The 13,026-nt window shown below is 64.4% G+C and carries 12 protein-coding genes; 7 read left to right on the top strand and 5 right to left on the bottom strand.

Features of this window, described 5'->3' with window-relative positions; genetic code table 11:
- Positions 1-13 precede the first annotated feature (13 nt).
- The 5 genes from ACFWO3_RS19135 to ACFWO3_RS19115 all read left to right on the top strand — a co-directional run bounded on the left by ACFWO3_RS19135 (position 14) and on the right by ACFWO3_RS19115 (position 2,606).
- Entirely contained in the window at positions 14-670 is a 657-nt protein-coding gene (locus ACFWO3_RS19135) for a class I SAM-dependent methyltransferase (protein WP_378580680.1), read from the top strand.
- A gap of 178 nt (positions 671-848) precedes the next feature.
- Positions 849-1,178, top strand: a complete 330-nt coding sequence (locus ACFWO3_RS19130) for a hypothetical protein (RefSeq protein WP_378580677.1) — start codon at positions 849-851, stop codon at positions 1,176-1,178.
- A gap of 51 nt (positions 1,179-1,229) precedes the next feature.
- The gene (locus ACFWO3_RS19125; RefSeq protein ID WP_378580674.1) at positions 1,230-1,781 is read left to right on the top strand and encodes a TetR/AcrR family transcriptional regulator; all 552 of its coding nucleotides are present in this window, start codon (positions 1,230-1,232) and stop codon (positions 1,779-1,781) included.
- Between the two features lie 70 nt (positions 1,782-1,851).
- On the top strand, positions 1,852-2,052 hold the full coding sequence (locus ACFWO3_RS19120) for a hypothetical protein (RefSeq protein WP_378580671.1): 201 nt from the start codon (positions 1,852-1,854) through the stop codon (positions 2,050-2,052).
- 191 nt (positions 2,053-2,243) lie between these two features.
- Positions 2,244-2,606: a hypothetical protein gene (locus tag ACFWO3_RS19115; RefSeq protein ID WP_378580668.1), complete on the top strand. Its 363-nt coding sequence runs from the start codon at positions 2,244-2,246 to the stop codon at positions 2,604-2,606.
- A 56-nt stretch (positions 2,607-2,662) separates the two neighbouring features.
- Here ACFWO3_RS19115 and ACFWO3_RS19110 read toward each other — a convergent pair whose 3' ends face one another.
- From ACFWO3_RS19110 to ACFWO3_RS19100, 3 genes are read right to left on the bottom strand one after another with little or no spacing between them, the layout of a single operon-like run.
- Positions 2,663-3,802, bottom strand: a complete 1,140-nt coding sequence (locus ACFWO3_RS19110; RefSeq protein ID WP_378580665.1) for an aromatic acid exporter family protein — start codon at positions 3,800-3,802, stop codon at positions 2,663-2,665.
- A 35-nt stretch (positions 3,803-3,837) separates the two neighbouring features.
- Positions 3,838-5,268 carry a sugar porter family MFS transporter gene (locus ACFWO3_RS19105; RefSeq protein ID WP_378580662.1) on the bottom strand — a complete coding sequence of 477 codons (1,431 nt, stop codon included), beginning with the start codon at positions 5,266-5,268 and terminating at the stop codon, positions 3,838-3,840.
- Between the two features lies 1 nt (position 5,269).
- Entirely contained in the window at positions 5,270-6,673 is a 1,404-nt protein-coding gene (locus tag ACFWO3_RS19100; protein WP_378580659.1) for a glucose-6-phosphate dehydrogenase, read from the bottom strand.
- 142 nt (positions 6,674-6,815) lie between these two features.
- Here ACFWO3_RS19100 and ACFWO3_RS19095 point away from each other — a divergent pair, with 142 nt between their 5' ends.
- Together ACFWO3_RS19095 and ACFWO3_RS19090 are read left to right on the top strand one after the other, a co-directional pair.
- Positions 6,816-7,166 (top strand): VOC family protein, encoded by a 351-nt coding sequence (locus tag ACFWO3_RS19095; protein WP_378580656.1) that lies wholly within the window; start codon positions 6,816-6,818, stop codon positions 7,164-7,166.
- A 145-nt stretch (positions 7,167-7,311) separates the two neighbouring features.
- On the top strand, positions 7,312-9,513 hold the full coding sequence (locus ACFWO3_RS19090; RefSeq protein WP_378580653.1) for a glycoside hydrolase family 3 C-terminal domain-containing protein: 2,202 nt from the start codon (positions 7,312-7,314) through the stop codon (positions 9,511-9,513).
- A gap of 9 nt (positions 9,514-9,522) precedes the next feature.
- Here the strand turns inward: ACFWO3_RS19090 and ACFWO3_RS19085 are convergent, their stop codons facing one another.
- On the bottom strand, positions 9,523-12,108 hold the full coding sequence (locus tag ACFWO3_RS19085; protein ID WP_378580650.1) for an excinuclease ABC subunit UvrA: 2,586 nt from the start codon (positions 12,106-12,108) through the stop codon (positions 9,523-9,525).
- Positions 12,083-12,991 carry an SMP-30/gluconolactonase/LRE family protein gene (locus ACFWO3_RS19080; protein WP_378580642.1) on the bottom strand — a complete coding sequence of 303 codons (909 nt, stop codon included), beginning with the start codon at positions 12,989-12,991 and terminating at the stop codon, positions 12,083-12,085. Before ACFWO3_RS19080 ends, ACFWO3_RS19085 begins: the two co-directional genes overlap by 26 nt.
- Positions 12,992-13,026: the final 35 nt, after the last annotated feature.

Below are 13,026 nucleotides of genomic sequence, written 5' to 3'. Positions count from 1 at the left end.
GCACACTCACGGGATGGGCCAACCCGGATACGACGCGCTCGCAGAGCTCTACGCCGAAACTTTCCCGTCTCCGTACCTGCGACCGATCGAGCGCCACGCCATTCATGCGTTCGCCGACATGGTGAACGACATGGACGGCGACGGGCTCGTCATCGATGTCGGATGCGGGCCGGGCGACGTGACCGCGGATCTGGCGCAGTTGGGCCTCGACGTTCTGGGTGTCGATCCGAGTCCGGAGATGCTCGCGATCGCCCGCCGCAAGTACCCGAATCAACGATTCGCGCTCGACGACGCACACCTTTCCGCATTGGCGACGACCCTGCGTGTCGACGCAATCCTTGCCCGTTTCAGTCTCATTCACGTTCCACCGAACGAGATTCCGGGGATTCTGTCGACCTGGCACGAACGCCTGCGGCCGGAGGGCGTCGTCGCCGTCGCGTGCCAAATGGCGGACGAGACAGTTCCCGATGTGGCCGAGTTCGATCACCGTGTCGCACGGGCATGGCGGTGGAACCCCGATCACCTCACCGAACTTCTCACGGAGGCCGGCTTCACCGAATTGTGGCGGACCATCGGTCGCCCGGATGCCGACCACCGATTTCCGGAGGTACACCTAGTTTTCCAACGAGAATCGGAAGACGACTTCACCGACCCGAAAGGCACGCCATGATCGACATGAAACCAGCCCGCGACCGGATGATCGGCCTACTGGACACCGTGTCGGACGATCAACTCACCACCCGACCCCGTGCTACGAGTACACCGTCGCCGACCTCATCGACCACGTCGAGGAAGTCGCCCGTGGCTTCACGGCTCTGGCAAGCGGCACCACCGGCCGGATCGACGGCGTGAGCGGCCGGGCCGTCGTCGCACAGTGCGTGCGTGAACTCGGTGCGGCGTGGGACAACCCGATCGCGTGGCAGGGGTACAGCACCGGAGGATGCGTGGATCTTCCGAACGATGTGTGGGGCAAGATCGCACTCACCGAAATCGTTGTACGCAGCTGGGATCTCGCCCGTGCAGTCGGGTCCACCGTCGAGTTTCCCGACACCGTGTTGGTTGCGGTCCTCGACCAGGTCGCGTCATTCGTCGGCGCGGGGATGATCGACGGACACCGCAACGGGCACACCAAAGCCCTCGAACAGCTGGAGGGCCGACTGGAGCATAACGGACGATAGCCGTATTATTCGTCTCCGTATAGATATGTTTTCCAGAAGGCAGGACAACGAATGGGCGCCTTGCGCACTCCGCGTGGAAAGTGGATCGAAGCGGGCCTTCAGGCCCTGGCGGCCGGCGGCGCGGACAGTGTGCGCGTCGAGTCGCTGGCCAAGGCGCTCGGCGTCACCAAAGGCGGTTTCTACGGCTACTTCTCGGATCGTGACGATCTCCTGGAGGAGATGCTGGACGCCTGGGAACGGGAGAGTGTCGACGAGGTCCTGGAGAAGATCGCACACGAGTCCGGGGATCCGGCCGAGAAGGCCAAGATCGCCGGCCAACTCACCTTTTCCGAAAACCGCATCCTGCCCATCGACCTCGCCGTTAGGACCTGGGCCCGTAGCGACGAAGCGGTCGCGGAACGCCTCCGCCGTGTGGACAATCGACGCATGCAGCTGGTCCGCGAGGCGATCGCCACCTACTGCTCGGACCCCGAGGAAGTAGAGGCCCGCAGCCTACTCGCCTTCTGCATGGCAATCGGCGTCCATTTCGTCGCAGCCGACCACCCCGGGCACACCTCGGACCAGGTTTTCGCCCGAGCCAGCGCCATCATTCTGGGACGCTGACCGGAAGCCGGTCGACCGATTAAGACCAGTAATTCTGGTCCGTATGATCGCGTAAGACGATTGTCGATTCATGAGGACGATCAGCAACACCGACGCGAAGGCGAAGCTCGATGCGCTGCTCGCCGAGTGGAGAGACCGGCGAATCGGTCATCTTTCCGGCAAGACCACCATCCCGATAGACATAGCCGATGCCGTGATGGTCGGCAACTTGCGCCGCGAGCACCGAGACTCCTTCGGCCGTACGCTTGTTGTCGCCAAGCCGCGCGACTGACGCTTGCCAGCAGCGATGTGGCGGTACTGGAGGGCGCTCTATCGGGTACCGCCCCCAAGTGGCCGTGGGCCGCGCGTTCCGACAGGAGTACGACCAACAAACTCTCCGGTCGGCACGACGCGGAGACGGAAGGTGTACGCAGATGGAGAATGTCCTACGTGCAGTAACTGCATCCGCCATGATCCTTCGGGTTGGCAGCGGCAGGTAGCTCGGCCGCCCTCGCCCAGCCTTCTGGTTCACTCGGTGGGGGCGGCGCAGACATCACCTTCTCTCGAGGTGCGGCTGCCGGCCCTGGTGGCTGTTCCGTCGAGGTCGAGAACGTCGGCACCGAAACCGTCGAAGGCGTCAACGTCAGATCTGTGGTCGTCCCGGGGTACAGCGAAGATCTCGGCGACATCGAAGCCGGTGAAACTGCCACTGCAGAGTTCATCGACTGCGCGATCTCACAGTTCCCGATCCCGTTCATCGGATCCACCGCCAACTGGGACGCCAACCTGTTCGACAACTTCGTAATCGTGACTCCGCAGTCGGATAACGCGGAAGAAGGCGAGTAGCAGCATCTCCGCCCCGCAGCAGTTGACACGACCTTTCCAGGAACTGCTGCGGGGCGTCAGCGCGCAAGATTCCGGATTCCGCGCGTGAGCCGCGACAGCAATCGAAATCTTCGGCCCCGGTCCGGCGGGGTCGATATCTGGAGCTCGCTTCTTCCCGCCGCTATCGCGCTGGCGGCCTCGGCAGGATCCACTCCAGCGAAGACCATCAGATCGACCGCTACCAGGTGAAGACTGGCCAGGCAGGTGACCAGCGCTCCGTCCAGCGGTGCGTCGGGTTCGTCGACCATGATGGCATCCGGGATTCTGTCCACGGCTCGCTGGCGCACCGATTGATCGCCGGGTGACGCCGCCAGCTGAGCGAGAAGCTCGGCTACTCGATCGACCGCCGTCTCGATAACTTGGCGGTCTGCGGGCCGTAGTGCGAGCGAGGTGCGCGTCAGCAGCAAACAGCTCCCGCCCAAGAGGTCGAGCTGACCGGCGTTCTCCCGTTCATACACGAGAGGCTTGACCCGTGATCGCCAGGCCAGGGAGCGCCGGGCAACGTTGGCGCTGGCAGTCCGGGTCTTACCGAGGTCGGCGAGCCGGTCGCGCAGGTTGCGCAGTTTCTGCATCGCACGGTCACCGGATTCGTCGTCATCGGTCGCCAAAGCACGAGCGGTCAGCCGCATTCCGGATGCCATGTCCCTCAGTGCGTTCGACTCTGCTCGATGCAGCAGCTTCATGGGATCGGGGCTGAACAACACCTGGCTGAATACCAGGGCCACCCCAGCACCGACGAGGGCATCCGCGATCCGATTGAACCCGCTTTGGCCGTCCGCCACTGCCACGGTCAGGATGGCGCCCGCCGCCGCTTGTGCAACCACAAGGCCATTCCCCCCGAAGGTCCGGGCAATGGCCATGGCGACAAAGGTGGCGAGCCCGAGGCTCACATAACTGTCCGCGCTGAACAAGAGCGTGACCTCGGCAACCGAGATCCCGAGGACCACGCCAAGCAACAGCCGAATCGCGTTCACGCCTCGCTCGCCAAGGGTGGCATTGAGCGCGATGACGGCGGCAATCGGCGCGAAGAACGGCTGTGGGTGGTCCCCGATCCCGAGGGCAATCACCCACGCGATGACAGCGGCAGCAGCACGCTGAGCCAGCGGCCAAGCGTCGGCTCGGATCCGCTGCCATGCCTCTCGGACGTGCGATTGCATCGGTGCTCCAGTGCTTCCGGTTGTACGTGTCGCCGCTATGCCGCGGGGGTATCCGGCTTCCGCCCGTGTGCGCGTACCTGGAGTTCTGCATCTATGTGGTCGAAGTCTCGGTCCTTCGTCTCGGGAACCAAGCGGTAGACGAACGCCAACGCGAGTAGGCACACCAGCGCGAAGATCAAGAACACCGCACCCGATCCGATCACCCCCGTCAGCGGCAGGAATGCCGTCGACATGACGAAGTTCGAAAGCCAGCTGACAGCTGAGCCTGCGCCTGCACCCTCCGCTTGTGCGTTGGGCGGGAAGATCTCCCCGAGGATCACCCACAGCACGGGGCCGATTCCGATCGCGAACGACGATACGAACACCAGCATGCACACGAGCAGGGTCACCGCGCCGAGATCGACGATGAACGAGACACCCAGCAAGGCCACCGAAATTCCCATCCCGATCAGCGAGGTCAACAGCAGCGGCCTACGTCCGATTCGGTCGATCAATCGGAGCGAGACGATCGTCATCCCCAGGTTTACGACGCCGATGACAACCGAATAGACGATAGAGTTCGATGCACTCAAACCGGTGTCTTCCATGATTGTCGGCGCGTAATAGAGCACGGTGTTGATACCGACGAATTGCTGCAGCGCGGCGAGGCCGATCGCTACGACCAGCGCCGGGCGTACCCGACGCACCAGCAAGACACCCCACCCTTTCCGTTCACGGCTAGGGTCCCTCTGCCGTTGCTGTCGCTGCTCTTCGTCCTGCTCGCGGTAACGCTCGATTACCTGGTCGGCACCCTCGGCTCCAGCTACCGACTCGATCAAGGATCGCGCAGAGTCGGTCCGGCCCTTGGCAATCAACCACGCGGGCGACTCGGGTAGCCGCACCACGATCACCGCCAACAGAACGGCGGGGATCGCGCCGACCCAGAACATCGCACGCCAGTCGCCACTGCCGCTGAACGCGAGGTTCACAACGTAGGCGACGAGCATCCCGACCGTCTGCAGCAATTGATTGAGCGTGAGCATCCGGCCGCGGATCTGTGCGGGCGAGATCTCGCCGAGATAAGTGGGTACGAGCGCCGACGCGATACCAACTCCGAGACCCATGACGAGGCGACCCAGGAGCAGCAGTTCGAAACCCGTCGCCAGCGCCGACCCAGCGAATCCCAACAGGAACAGCACCCCCGCGCAGCCGAGCATGGCCTTGCGTCCGAAACGGTCAGCCAGCCCACCGGTGAACATCGCCGCCACCATCGCGCCGAGCAGAAGAATGCTCGTGACCAGTCCCTGCTGGGCGTCGCCGAGGTCGAGGTCGCCGCGGATGTAGAGCAGCGCACCCGAAATGACGCCGGTGGCATAACCGATCATGAAGGTCGCGAGGTTGATCAACAGCCCCCAGCGCGCAACCTTGCGTAGTCCGGAACTGGGGATGTTGTCGAGTGGACTTGGTTGCCCTGACCTGTCTGCCATTTCATATCCCCTCGCCGGGCAGGCCAGTGTGGCTCCAGCCGCTCGGCCCTGGGCTGCCCGCCCTGTACTCGCCCAAGGGCACCCGGTTCTCGCGCCAGGCTCGACGAACCGGTTCGATGATGCGCCAGCACTCCACGGCCATGTCCCCGCGAACCGACAGCGGCGGTTCGCGCTCGATGATGCCCAAGAGAACTTGACCATAGTGCGGCAGCTGTCCTGCACCGAACGTGCCCGCCACACTCACCGGATCGACCTCGAACGGGTCACCTGGACCGCTGATGTTCAGGTCGAGGGAAAACATGTTGGCGCCCAAAGGGATACCGATGTGGAGCCGGTTGGGAGGAACGTTGCCCTTCATACCGGCGGGCACCTGTCGCGGTGGTTCGAACGTGACGGTCACCTCGGTGCTCGGCGAGCCCAGAGCCTTGCCGGAACGCACCCGGAACGGCACCCCCGCCCAGCGCCAGGTATCGACAGCCAGTACGAGCTCGGCGAAAGTCTCGGTACGTCGAGAACCGTCGATGCCGTCCTCCTCCACGTAGGACGGCACCTCACGCCCGTCGATCTCCCCCGCGGTGTAGCGCGCGCGGCGACTGTAGCTGATCGGGTCGTCATCCCAGACCCGTGTGGCCCGCAAAACCTGTGCCTTGGCGTCGCGCACATCCTCGGCTTCCAAAGTGGGGACCGGCTCCATGGCGAACAACGCCAAAACCTCGAGCAGATGGCTCTGAATCATGTCCACCAGCGCGCCGGTGGCATCGTAGAAACGGGCGCGCCCTTCCAGCGTCAGACTCTCGTCGAAGACCACGTCCACGCTGCGCACATGTTGGTTGTTGAGCACGGGTTCGATGATCCGGTTGGCAAACCGCAGACCCAGGATGTTGAGAACCGTCGACATGGCGACGAAATGATCGATCCGGTGCACGCGGTCCTCCGGCACCAGTTGCGTGACCAGATCGTTGAGGGCCACGGCGCTGTCCGCATCGCTGCCGAACGGCTTCTCGATCGCCAGGTGGGTGCCTTCGGGCAGCTCCAGTCCGGTCAGCACGCGGCAGACCTTTTCGGTGACGACAGGGGGGAGCGCGAAGTAGAGAATCAGCTCGCCAGAACACGAGTCCAGGAGACGCCGAAGGTCGTTCTCGTCCGTCACGTCCGACTGGACGTAGTGAGTGTTCGATATGACTGCGTCGACCTGCGGTCCGCTTGCGTCCTCTTCCGCGAACGACTCGGCGACGTGCGAACGCCAACGATCGTCGTCCCAGGCCTCCTGAGCACTGCCGACCAACTGAAGTCGCTCGACCTCGGCTGACGCCAATAGCGCACCGAGACCTGGCAGTAGTAGCCGTGCAGTCAAGTCGCCGGTCGCCCCGAGGATCACGAGAGTCCGATCGTTCGAACTGGGCATATCATTGCTCCTGTCGATCGAGAACGGTAGCTGGAAACCGACCGCGCCAAAGCGATTCGCGCGACCAGTTTCCAGCGCACCACATCGACGGAAGTTGTGTCTTGTCAATCCGATAACGACTCGGCCGGAAGGAGTCCCTCACATGTCAGCCGGCACACAGGTATACGCAGGACTTCCCGTACGCGATCTCGACAAGGCGCTCGACTGGTACGCAGCGTTCTTCGGACGTCCAGCGGACGAAGTCGTCGGTGACGAGCTGATGTGGCAGGTGACCGACAGCACGTGGGTGTTCGTGGCGCCCGACGAAGTACGCGCCGGCGGCGGTTTGATCACCTTGGACGTGGTCAGCCTCGATCCCTACCTGACGCGATGGCAGGCGTCCGGACTCGAGCACAAAGCCCTCGAGACCTACGGGAACGGGGTTCGACACGTCACGATCATCGACCCGGACGGCAACAGCCTGTCGCTGGCCAGCGCGCCGACACCGGACTGAGGTCCGGACCCTGGTCCATGCCGACGCAGACACGGCGACCATCTGTAGTCGGCGGCAAAACGCCACACACTACCAATGGCTCGGTGCGACCATGAACTGTGTCGTCGCCCGGGGCGAGCCCGCCAACGGACAAGGAGGCCATGGAATGCGCGAGAGCAAGGAGCCTGGGACAGACAAAGCAGCGACAGTGGGATTCCGGGTGGTCACCGACCCGTGGCCGACCCGTCACGACGATGTTGCGGTCGCCGCCGAACTCGTCGCCTCTATGACGACCGAGGAGAAACTGGCCCTGGTCAGTGTTCCGATGGGGTACGGCCCCAGTGCGCCGCCGGAGGCGTTGGGTTCCGCCGCGTACTGCAGCGGGGCACCGCGCGTAGGGGTGCCGCCGTGGGACGAAAGCGATGCGAGTCTGGGCGTCACGAACCCGATGGGTGTGCGCGGGGCAGACGACGTGGCCACCGCATTCCCCTCCACTCTCGCTGTGGGAGCAACGTTCAGTCGCGAATTAGCGGCGGAGCAGGGCCGAGCGGTAGGGGCCGAAGCCGCCATCAAGGGCATCACCGTGCAGCTCGCCGGGGGAATGAACCTGGTGCGTGAGCCCCGCGGTGGCCGCAACTTCGAGTACATCAGCGAGGACGCCTTGCACACGGGCATCCTTGCCGGCGCTGCAGTGTCCGGCATCCAGTCCCAGGGCGTGGTGGCGACCGTCAAGCATTTCGCGCTCAACGCGCAGGAGACCGGACGAGTGATGGTCGGTTCCGACCTCGACGAGGCAGCTATGCGCGAGTCGGACCTGCTGGCCTTCCAGATTGCACTCGAACACGGAGCCCCGCGCGCGGTCATGACCGCCTACAACCGGGTGAACCGTGTGTACGCGGCGGAGAACCCTTGGCTGATTCGGACAGTGCTCAAGCAGGACTGGGGATTCCCCGGGTTCGTCATGTCCGATTGGGGCGGTACCCACTCAGCGGAGCACGCCGCCCTCGCCGGGCTGGACCGGCAGTCCGGCCACCAACTGGACACCGCACACTTCTTCGGCGAGGCGTTGGCCGCGGCGATCACAGACGGCCGGGTCCCGATGTCGCGTCTCGACGACATGGTCACTCGCATCGTTGCCGCGTTGCGCTCGGTCGGTGGGCTCGGCGAACGCCGCCGACCCGGCGAACTCGACAATGCCCAACAACGCAAGCACAGGGGAGTTGCCGAACAGGTCGCCGCTGCCTCCATCGTCCTGCTGCGCAACAAGGACGATGTACTGCCGTTGCCCGCAGACACTCCGCGCATTGTCGTCGTCGGAGGGCGGGCCGACGTCGGAGTTCTTTCCGGCGGCGGAAGCACGACGGTCACCCCGCCCGGTGCGGTGAGCGAGCCCGGAATCTCGATCGCCCAAATAACGATGCCGAAGGTGCATCACCCACCCGCGCCCCTCGACGAGCTGCGCGCACGGATGCCCGGCACCGAGATCGTCTTTGTCGACGCAGACCCCGGTGATGTTGCCGAACAGGTCCGCCCCGACGACGTCGTGGTCGTCTTTGCTCAGCGCTGGGGGACCGAAGGCCGAGATCTTCCGGATCTGAGCCTCGACGGTGACCACGATGCCCGGATCTGCGCTGTGGCGGCGCGTGCGCGCCGGACCGTTGTGGTGCTCGAGGTCCCCGGACCGGTCGCCATGCCCTGGCTCGAGCAGGTGGATGCGGTTCTCGTGGCCTGGTACGGCGGCAGCGGTGGCGCCGGCGCGATTGCTGCCGTCCTCAGCGGTGAGGCCGCACCGTCCGGTCGATTGCCGGTGACGTTCCCGTGCGATGTCGACCAACTACCCCGGCGTGCAATGACGGACCCGGACTCGACCACGTCCAATCCGGGGGAGCCACGCCACGGGTTTGTCACGGTCGACTATGACGTGGAAGGCGCCGACGTCGGATATCGGTGGTATGCGCGCGAGTCACTGACACCGCTGTTCTGGTTCGGCGCCGGGCTGTCCTACACGGCCTTCGTCCACGAGGACGTGACGATCGAGCTCGACGCCGACGGATATCCGGTGGTGACAGCTACAGTGCGCAACGTCGGGGCCCGCGAAGGGGTCGACGTGCCACAGGTCTACATCGCCCCACCCGGCTCGGGCTTCCGTCTCGGTGGGTGGGCGCGGGTGTCTTTGGTGCCGGGAGGGGCGCAGCGCGTAGAGATCGTGCTCGACGAGCCCCGCTGTTACGCACGCTTCGACGTTGATGACCCCGGATGGACGATCGAGGCCGGCGACTACCGCGTGCGCCTCGCCCGCAGTGCAGATCCCGGCGATTCCGTCGTCGAAACGACGGTGTCCCTTGCCGAACATCGCATGCGCCCGTGACGGTGTCGGCTAGGACTCGGCTACGGGTCGGGTCTGTGTGGAGCGCAGATGCTCTCTCAGGTAATGGCCGGTGATGCTTTTCTCGCAGTCGGAGACGGACGCAGGAGTGCCGGCCGCCACAACCCGGCCACCGTCATCCCCTCCCCCAGGCCCCATGTCGATTATGTGATCGGCATTGGCGATCACATCCAGATCGTGTTCGATCACCACCACGGTGCCGTCCTGGTCCAGCAGACGCTGCAGCACGCCGATCAGAACCCGCACATCCAGCGGGTGCAGCCCGACCGTCGGCTCGTCCAGTACGAACAGCGTTCGCGCCTGACCCCGATCGATCTCCGAAACGAGCTCGAGGCGCTGCGCTTCACCGCCGGACAGTGCCGGGGTCGCCTCGCCTAGGGTCAGGTATCCGAGGCCGACGTCGAGCAATCCCTCGAGCCGTGCACGAATCTTCTTCACATCGCTGACGTGTTCGACCGCTTCGCAGGCGGTCATGGCCAACAACTCGGGCAGCGACAGATCTCCGCTTCCGGTCGCGGAGGGACGGCGATACCGATCCGCGGCCGGGCTGTAGCGGCCACCCCCACAGGTGGGACACACGATGTCGACGTCCGGCAGGAACTGCACATCCAGGGAGATCTCACCGGTGCCCTGGCAGTGCGGGCACCGCAGGGAGCCGGTGTTGTAGGAGAAGTCGCCGGCTTTCAGGCCGTCGGCTCGGGCCGAGTCGAGACCGGCATAGGCCCGGCGCAGGTCGTCGAGCACCCCTGAGTAGGTGGCGACGGTCGAGCGGACATTGATGCCGATCGGCGTCGCGTCGACCATGCTCACTTTCTCGATGCTCCCGGATTCGAGTCCGATCACATGCTTCGGCCATCCGGCCGCGCCCTCGGCCTGAAGTGCCGGCACGAGGCTTTCCAACACCAGAGTCGTCTTGCCGGAGCCGGAAACCCCGGTGATCGCAGTGATCCGGCTCCGCGGGATTTCGACGTCGAGTGCGTGAACGGTGTGCACCGGCTCGGTTCGCAGCCGGATCCTGCCATTCGCGAACATGGACTCGGCACCACTGCGCTCACGGACGACGCTCGCCTCTCGGCCACCGAGAAACCCGCCGATCAGCGAATCCTGGCTGCGACCGACTTCGCCGACAGTGCCGGATGTGACGACGGTGCCGCCTTCCCGCCCGGAGCCTGGGCCGATCTCGATGAGGTGATCGGCCTCGCGCAGCACCTGCACATCGTGGTCGACCATTACCACGGAGTTACCCTCGGCCAGTAGATCATCGACCACCCCTTGGAGGCCATGGACATTGGCCGGGTGCAGGCCGATGGACGGCTCGTCGAGTACGTAGAGCACCCCGGTCGTTTCGTTGCGCACAGCTCGGGCCAACTGCACGCGCTGCCGCTCTCCGGTGGACAGCGTCGAGGAGGCGCGGTCCAGCGACAGATATCCCAAACCGAGTTCGAGCAGGCGACGAGACATGCCACTCAGAGCATCGACGAGACTGACGGCCATCTGTCGCATGTCCTTCGGTACACCCTCGACGATGGTGGGAGCCCAACGTGCGGTCTCCTCGAGTGTCTGGGCTGTCGTCTCGGCCAAGTTGATGCCGCCGATCTGTGGCGTTCGGGCCGCCGGGGAGAGGCGCGTGCCGTCGCACTCCGGGCACGTGCGTTCACTGAGAAACCGGCTCACCCGTGCCAGACGCTTCTCGTCCTCGGCGCGCTCGAGTTCTTTGGTAACCGTCAGCCGAGCATTACGGAAAGTGAAGTCCAGTTCGTGCACGCCGTTCTTGGTCGTGACGGTGATGTGCTTCTTCTCCTCCGGACCACCGAAAACGATGCCCTTCTCCTTGCCGGTCAGCTTCCGCCACGGCACATCTGTGCGCACGCCGAACTCCCGGGCGATCTGCGGCATGACGTTGAAGCCGAACATCTGCCAAGGAATAACGGTGCCGTCATCGATGGATCTATCGGTGTCACGGATCAGTGAATCATCGTCCACCTCGCGAACAGTTCCCGTGCCCTCGCACGAAGGACAGGCGCCTGCAGAGTTGAAGGCGAGATCTTCCGCGCCGGGGGCATAGAATTCCACGCCACACTCGAGGCAGACGATCGACTCTCCAGCAGCGATATTCAGCGTGGGATTCTGACGGTGCCCGTTGGGGCAGACATGCTCAGCCAGGCGAGAGAACATCAATCGGAGCACGTTGAGCAACTCGGTCGAGGTGCCGAACGTGGAACGTATGCCGGGCACCCCCGGACGCTGACGCAGTGCCAAGGCTGCCGGTACGTGCATCACCCGATCCACGTCGGCCCGTGCAGCCTGACCCATCCGACGGCGGGTGTAGGTCGACAGCGCTTCGATGTAGCGACGCGATCCCTCGGCATAGAGCACGCCCATGGCGAGGGAGGATTTACCGGAGCCCGATACACCGGCGATGCCGACGAACCGGCCCAGCGGAACGTCGACGTCGAGACCTTTGAGGTTGTGCACCCGGGCGCCTCGAACTTCGACGGCGGACGGCTCCTGGCGCTCGTCGGACTTCGGTCGGCTTGTGTCCACCCGCACCTCACGGCGTCCTGAGATCCACGGCATACAGGCATTCTGCTGAAGTGATGAAAACACGGCTACCGAACGGTGACCCACCGAAGGCGACGTTTGAACACACGTGCGGGGTCTCGATCACACCGAGAATCTGGGAATTCGCGTCGAAAACCTGCACGCCGCTGGCGGAACTGGTCCAGACCCAGCCATGAGAGTCCACGGCAAGACCGTCGGGCAGTCCGGGCTCGATGGCCGCGAATCTTCGTCGACCGGACAGTTCCGGTCCGCTTTCGACGTCGAAAGCAAAGATGTCGTGTAGACCGCCCGAGTCGTATTCCCTGGAAGTGTCCGACACGTAAAGGGTCTGTCCGTCCGGGGAGAAGGCGAGGCCGTTCGGCTGTTCGAGGTCGACCATGCGACGCACCTCGTTTGTGGACGGGTCGATGCGGTAGACGCTTCGATGATCGAGTTCGGGCGGCGCCGGATACCCTTGTTCGGCTTTGTCGATGCCGAATGTCGGGTCGGAGAACCAGATTGCGCCGTCGTCGGCAACGACGAGGTCGTTCGGCGAGTTGAACCGATTGCCCTCATAGTGCTCGATGAGCACGGTGATGGTGCCGTCTGTCTCGGTGCGGCTGACACAGCGGCGGCCGTGCTCGCAATGAACCAATCGGCCGCGCTCGTCGACGGCGTTGCCGTTGATGAATTCGGTCGGCGCCGCCCACACCGTCACCATGCCCAGTTGTTCTCCGGAACCGTGCCAGCACAAGAGCTGTCGGCTCTCGATGTCGCTCCACACCAGAACCTCGGACTCGCCTCTCCATACGGGTCCTTCGCTCCACCGCGCGCCATCGAACAGACTCAGCAGGCGAGATTCGGGACCAAGCACCGATCGCATACGGTCGTCGTGCACTGTGATGTCCGAGACAGCCACTTCGTGTGCCGGTCCCGCCGCTCGGAGCACCGTTC

The sequence above is a fragment of the Rhodococcus sp. NPDC058521 genome, assembly GCF_042719695.1.
Classification (GTDB): Bacteria; Actinomycetota; Actinomycetes; order Mycobacteriales; family Mycobacteriaceae; genus Rhodococcus_F.
This window is presented reverse-complemented; position numbering and strand designations above follow the sequence as displayed.